The sequence below is a fragment of the Nitrospirota bacterium genome (assembly GCA_020846775.1).
GTDB lineage: Bacteria > Nitrospirota > 9FT-COMBO-42-15 > HDB-SIOI813 > HDB-SIOI813 > RBG-16-43-11.
In genome coordinates this window covers 1-4245 of record JADLDG010000108.1, presented here as the reverse complement: position 1 = coordinate 4245, position 4245 = coordinate 1, and the positions used below count along the sequence as shown (strand labels likewise).

12 protein-coding genes are annotated in these 4245 nt (G+C 40.4%); 5 read left to right on the top strand and 7 right to left on the bottom strand.

The annotated features are described in order from the left end of the window. The 7 genes from IT392_12570 to IT392_12540 form a co-directional block, all read right to left on the bottom strand. Window positions 1-131, bottom strand: a 131-nt coding sequence (locus tag IT392_12570) for a type II toxin-antitoxin system PemK/MazF family toxin (GenBank protein ID MCC6545310.1), incomplete at its 3' end; no start/stop codon positions are given. After that, the gene (locus tag IT392_12565; GenBank protein MCC6545309.1) at window positions 118-315 is read right to left on the bottom strand and encodes a hypothetical protein; all 198 of its coding nucleotides are present in this window, start codon (window positions 313-315) and stop codon (window positions 118-120) included. The genes IT392_12565 and IT392_12570, both read right to left, overlap by 14 nt. Window positions 316-509: 194 nt before the next feature. Beyond that, window positions 510-830: an XRE family transcriptional regulator gene (locus IT392_12560; GenBank protein ID MCC6545308.1), complete on the bottom strand. Its 321-nt coding sequence runs from the start codon at window positions 828-830 to the stop codon at window positions 510-512. After that, window positions 827-1027 carry a type II toxin-antitoxin system RelE/ParE family toxin gene (locus IT392_12555; protein MCC6545307.1) on the bottom strand — a complete coding sequence of 67 codons (201 nt, stop codon included), beginning with the start codon at window positions 1025-1027 and terminating at the stop codon, window positions 827-829. Before IT392_12555 ends, IT392_12560 begins: the two co-directional genes overlap by 4 nt. A 21-nt stretch (window positions 1028-1048) precedes the next feature. Beyond that, a complete protein-coding gene (locus IT392_12550; protein ID MCC6545306.1) occupies window positions 1049-1576 on the bottom strand; it encodes a hypothetical protein in 528 nt (175 codons plus the stop codon). Continuing rightward, complete coding sequence (locus IT392_12545) at window positions 1558-1806, bottom strand: hypothetical protein (protein MCC6545305.1); 249 nt, start codon at window positions 1804-1806, stop codon at window positions 1558-1560. The genes IT392_12550 and IT392_12545 overlap by 19 nt, the downstream gene beginning before the upstream one ends. Before the next feature lie 398 nt (window positions 1807-2204). Next, window positions 2205-2447: a CopG family transcriptional regulator gene (locus IT392_12540; GenBank protein MCC6545304.1), complete on the bottom strand. Its 243-nt coding sequence runs from the start codon at window positions 2445-2447 to the stop codon at window positions 2205-2207. A gap of 290 nt (window positions 2448-2737) precedes the next feature. Here IT392_12540 and IT392_12535 point away from each other — a divergent pair, with 290 nt between their 5' ends. The 5 genes from IT392_12535 (at window position 2738) to IT392_12515 (ending at window position 4239) form a co-directional block, all read left to right on the top strand. Continuing rightward, window positions 2738-2926, top strand: a complete 189-nt coding sequence (locus IT392_12535) for a HEPN domain-containing protein (GenBank protein ID MCC6545303.1) — start codon at window positions 2738-2740, stop codon at window positions 2924-2926. Continuing rightward, a complete protein-coding gene (locus IT392_12530) occupies window positions 2892-3134 on the top strand; it encodes a HEPN domain-containing protein (protein ID MCC6545302.1) in 243 nt (80 codons plus the stop codon). The genes IT392_12535 and IT392_12530 overlap by 35 nt, the downstream gene beginning before the upstream one ends. Next, window positions 3113-3436, top strand: coding sequence for a nucleotidyltransferase domain-containing protein (locus tag IT392_12525; protein ID MCC6545301.1), 324 nt, complete (start codon window positions 3113-3115; stop codon window positions 3434-3436). The genes IT392_12530 and IT392_12525 overlap by 22 nt, the downstream gene beginning before the upstream one ends. 221 nt (window positions 3437-3657) lie before the next feature. Further along, window positions 3658-3942 carry a UPF0175 family protein gene (locus IT392_12520; protein ID MCC6545300.1) on the top strand — a complete coding sequence of 95 codons (285 nt, stop codon included), beginning with the start codon at window positions 3658-3660 and terminating at the stop codon, window positions 3940-3942. Continuing rightward, entirely contained in the window at window positions 3943-4239 is a 297-nt protein-coding gene (locus IT392_12515; protein ID MCC6545299.1) for a DUF3368 domain-containing protein, read from the top strand. The last annotated feature ends 6 nt before the right edge of the window (window positions 4240-4245 follow it).

The window sequence follows — 4245 nt, the reverse complement described above, 5'->3', positions numbered from 1 at the left end:
GTAGTTATGGGAGCCAGAACAATATCTGCATCGCCTGTATCTAAAATGATAAGTGCAGGACGTCTTTTTTTGTCACCGGTGGCCTGAATAAAATCTATCAAGACAACATCTCCAAACTTATAGACGATCATAGATCGCATCCTCCTCATCGTAGGCATTTAAGAGATGCTTTTTAGAGGCTTCTTGCCAAATGCGATCCTCCTCTTGATCATTGGCGATCAAGATTTTAATATGGGATCCTCGCTGGTCCGGAATCGGCTGACTCAACTCCAAATGCGTTTCATCTATGACCGTTGCTGTAATAACCTTTGCCATCTTTTTTACCCCCTTTCTTTTTATTCTTGAATACCCCATAAATTTGTTATATTAAATTACCAAAGAGCTACCTTGAGAATATGGGTAAAAATATAAACTGTCAAGTCAAGATGATCCAAAGGTCGTTAAGCTTGTAAATTCCAAATTACACTATGGAAAATTGAGATGTGTTGCCAGAATTACGTCTATCAGAATTATGGACAGATAACCCGTAAGCCTGCTTTCTTCCTGCTGTGAGTTTTCTGCTTGACGATAATTTGGACATCCCTTCCGAGGATATTCAAGAATTGGATCAACCTCTCCAGGGAAAATCCGGCAAGCCTTCCGTTCATAATTGCGGATATTTTGGGTTGGTCCACATCCAGAAGCTGAGCAGCATCAGTCTGATTCAGATGCCGCCTGGTGATAATTTCAGCAATCTTGCGCGCCAATTCAGCCTTTGCCAGCCGGTCTTCAGGTTCGGACAACTCCATGTCTTCAAACACATTGCCGCTGCTAATTGTTATGTCTTTCATCCTTGTTTCTCCTCTTTACTCGCGTGGTGCTCTTTTGCCCGTTGCAGGCGTGCGTTTATAAGCTCCAACTCTTTCTTTGGTGTTGCTATGCCACTTTTAGACTTTTTCTGGAAGACGTGCAGGATATAGACCGTATCAGCCAGTTTAACGGTGTATACAGCGCGATACGTATTAGTGTCGTGGAACTGCGGCACCATACATGTTTACCTGGGATTTCATTAATCACGTTTGTCATGCTGACGAAGCTGCTCTATGGCTATTTCCACTATGGCCCTTGTTACAAATATACTGCTTATATCATAAAGGTCGTTCAATCTGCCTTCTGCTTCTGCCAGAGATATTATCCCTGCGTGATGTGACTTAATTACTACACCTAAAGATCCAATCGGTACAATGTCAAGCCGCTTCGCCGCGTCACGAACAGCCAAGTCATCAGTCAAAACCAAAGGCACATCAATGCTTTTACAAAGATAAAGGCATTCCCGTTCTCCGTAATCCAGGTCATCACAGCCGTTATCCCTTATAAACCTTCCCACATCCAGATGGTTAACTGAGTGACGCTTAATATTTTCGAGTTCATTCAATTCTACCTTTGTTAAATGTCCGTGTTCCACGGTCTCAGTCCACACTGCATCAGGGATGTGTAAGGTTGGGAATATTTGAAGATACGTAAGACAGCCTATCTCCTTCAAATGGATGATTGGTCCAGCATCGGCAACAGCAGGCTTCAATTTCCCATTGCCCAAGCCAGGTCCTCCATCATCGCCTTGTGCTGACGTTCCGCAATTTCCACAAGATCTATCCCTACGGAGTCTATTGCCTCTTCACGGTTTATATCTCCTTGCAAATACCGGCCAAGAACCCTCTCCCGCCACAGTTGCCGCAGGCCAACCTGAAAGGCCATAGTCATTACCTCTGCTTCAGGTTTGCGGGTCTCACGAGATATGGTCTCCAGGTAATTCATTACATCTGTCATGGTTCCCTCCTTTATCCTGTTTCAGAAAATACTATCATAACCGTTTTAACTTTCAAAGCAGAATCAGCAACAGAACTCTGTCGGAAATTCACTCTGTACGACTTTCCAGAATCTATGGCAAATGGCACAGTCTCAATTGAAAATGAAGCAGTCTCAAATCTTGAAAGCAACATTTCTGGATGCTTCATTTATTGATACGAAACTACCGTTGTAGATATTCCACTGTTTATCCCTCTCGTATTTCATGGCAGATAGCTCTGCATCTTTGTAATTTTTGAGTTATTTGAATGGTTTTTCAAATATTGTATCTAATGTTTCATAAGCCTGATAAGTAACCCTAAGAGTCCTGCTTCCTGGAGATGCAGGATGGGGCCGGTATCACATACGATAGGGTTCATCTATTTCCCAGTTTTTGCCTTCAATGCCCATTCTATATCTTCTTTCATGAACTGTTCCATCAGCTTTAACCGGTTGTGGCGTATAAACTCCTGTAAAGCCATACGCATGAGTTCTGCTTCATCCGTAAACCATCCACTCTTTACATAATTTTCAACCTCTGCAACCAGTTTATCTGGAAGAAGGACATTTATCGTTTTTATACCTTTTACCTCCTCGTATACTCTATGGCCATAATATATCATAATTATAGTACCTGCTACAATTCACATGGGAGCTATTGTCAAAAAGACACAGGAATAACAAGACTTGACAGGCACGCTCTTTTTCAATGGGGATAAAGGGGACGGTTTTATTTATTTCTTCTGCTCTATTTTCCATCTTTTAGCCTTATTAATTTCTGAATTTTAATAAAATAAATAGAACCGTCCCCTTTATCCTTTCCTAACAAATGGATATAATCAGGCATACACTCAGATATTTAAACAGGGTTTTTGCAAGGGGATGAATTATATGATAGATTTACCATGACGGTATGGAAGAATTTGATACAACTAAAACAATATCTTACTGGCACAGTAGTGCCAAATACGATTTAAGTGTTGCTACGGCAATGTTTAAAAGCAAAAAATATCCATATTCCCTCTTCATGGGACACTTAGCCTTAGAGAAACTACTGAAGGCATTAATTGTTAAAAATACAAATAAAACATGCTCCCTATAGTCATTCCCTCCCTTTCCTTGCGGAAAAATCAGGAGCAGATATTCCTGAAGAAAAACTGATTAAACTACGTGAGATTATGGAATTCCACATTGAGGCGAGATATCCGGATGCAACTATGGCATTTTATAAAAAGTGCACAAAGGAATATACATCTCAAAGGTTTAAAGAAATTAAGGATATATTCAAATGGGTAAAAGCCAAATTATAAGAACAATTAAGAAATTTATCAGAGCACTAAAACATGAGGGGATATCTGTCGACAGGGTAATCCTTTATGGCTCGTATGCAAAGGGTAAGGCACGAACAGACAGCGATATAGACATTGCAGTGGTATCAAAGGATTTTGGTAAAGACAGGGTAGAAGAAGGGATGTCTCTTTTCAGAATTGCAGGAGGAATAGATACAAGGCTTGAACCCGTTCCCATTTCTCTAAAAGCATTTGAGAATGATACATGGATTCCTTTGATTTATGAAATCAGGAAATATGGCATTGATTTGAAAATAGCCTGACATTATGATTACGTGATAAAACTCATCGGGCATCCTCGTTATTCGTGGCTTCTTTAAAATGAATAACAAATAACGCGGGTGTCCCGTCTATCCCTTGACGGTTCCCCTTTAATCCCATAAACTCAAGAATGCCATACATTCTTTAAAAAGCAGGCGTATATATAAAAATGCGGTATTATTGCAAGGATGATATAACCTTAAACAAGAAAGGAGGAACCAAAATGAGCAGAGAACTTGTTTTAAAATGGCCAATACCTGAAACAGTGGATAGAGCATTAGAGAAAGAGATAGTGAATCTCACAAAAGAGGAGGTAGTTTTAAGGCTCTTTAAAGAAGGGAAGATATCGTCAGGATACGGGGCAGAACTTTTAGGGGAGAGCCTGGCAGATTTCCTGGAACTCTTACAAAAGAGAGGGATACCTTTTGCCCATTACACGAAAGAAGACTGGGAGCAGGATATAAAAGCGGTTGAAGAGATGAAGAAATTTGGAATAGGAGGGAAATGAGTGGAAGAGGTTTATGGGCTGGGGAAAGGAGAGTCAGCAGCGATTACACTGTCTCAAGAACTTAAGGCAAATTTCCTTTTAACAGATGACGGGCTCGCCAGGAGAGTTGCTCTGAGCTTATTCAAAGGTACATCAACAATGGTTTCCGGTACGATAGGAATCCTTAAACTTGCCAGAGAAAAAGGGTTAATCTCTCAAGATCAATTAATATCCAAAATTGAATCCTTAAAAGCTGAAGGCTTTTACTTAAAAGATGACCTTTACCGTCAAATACTCCGTGAGATAGAAAATGCCTGAATTCCT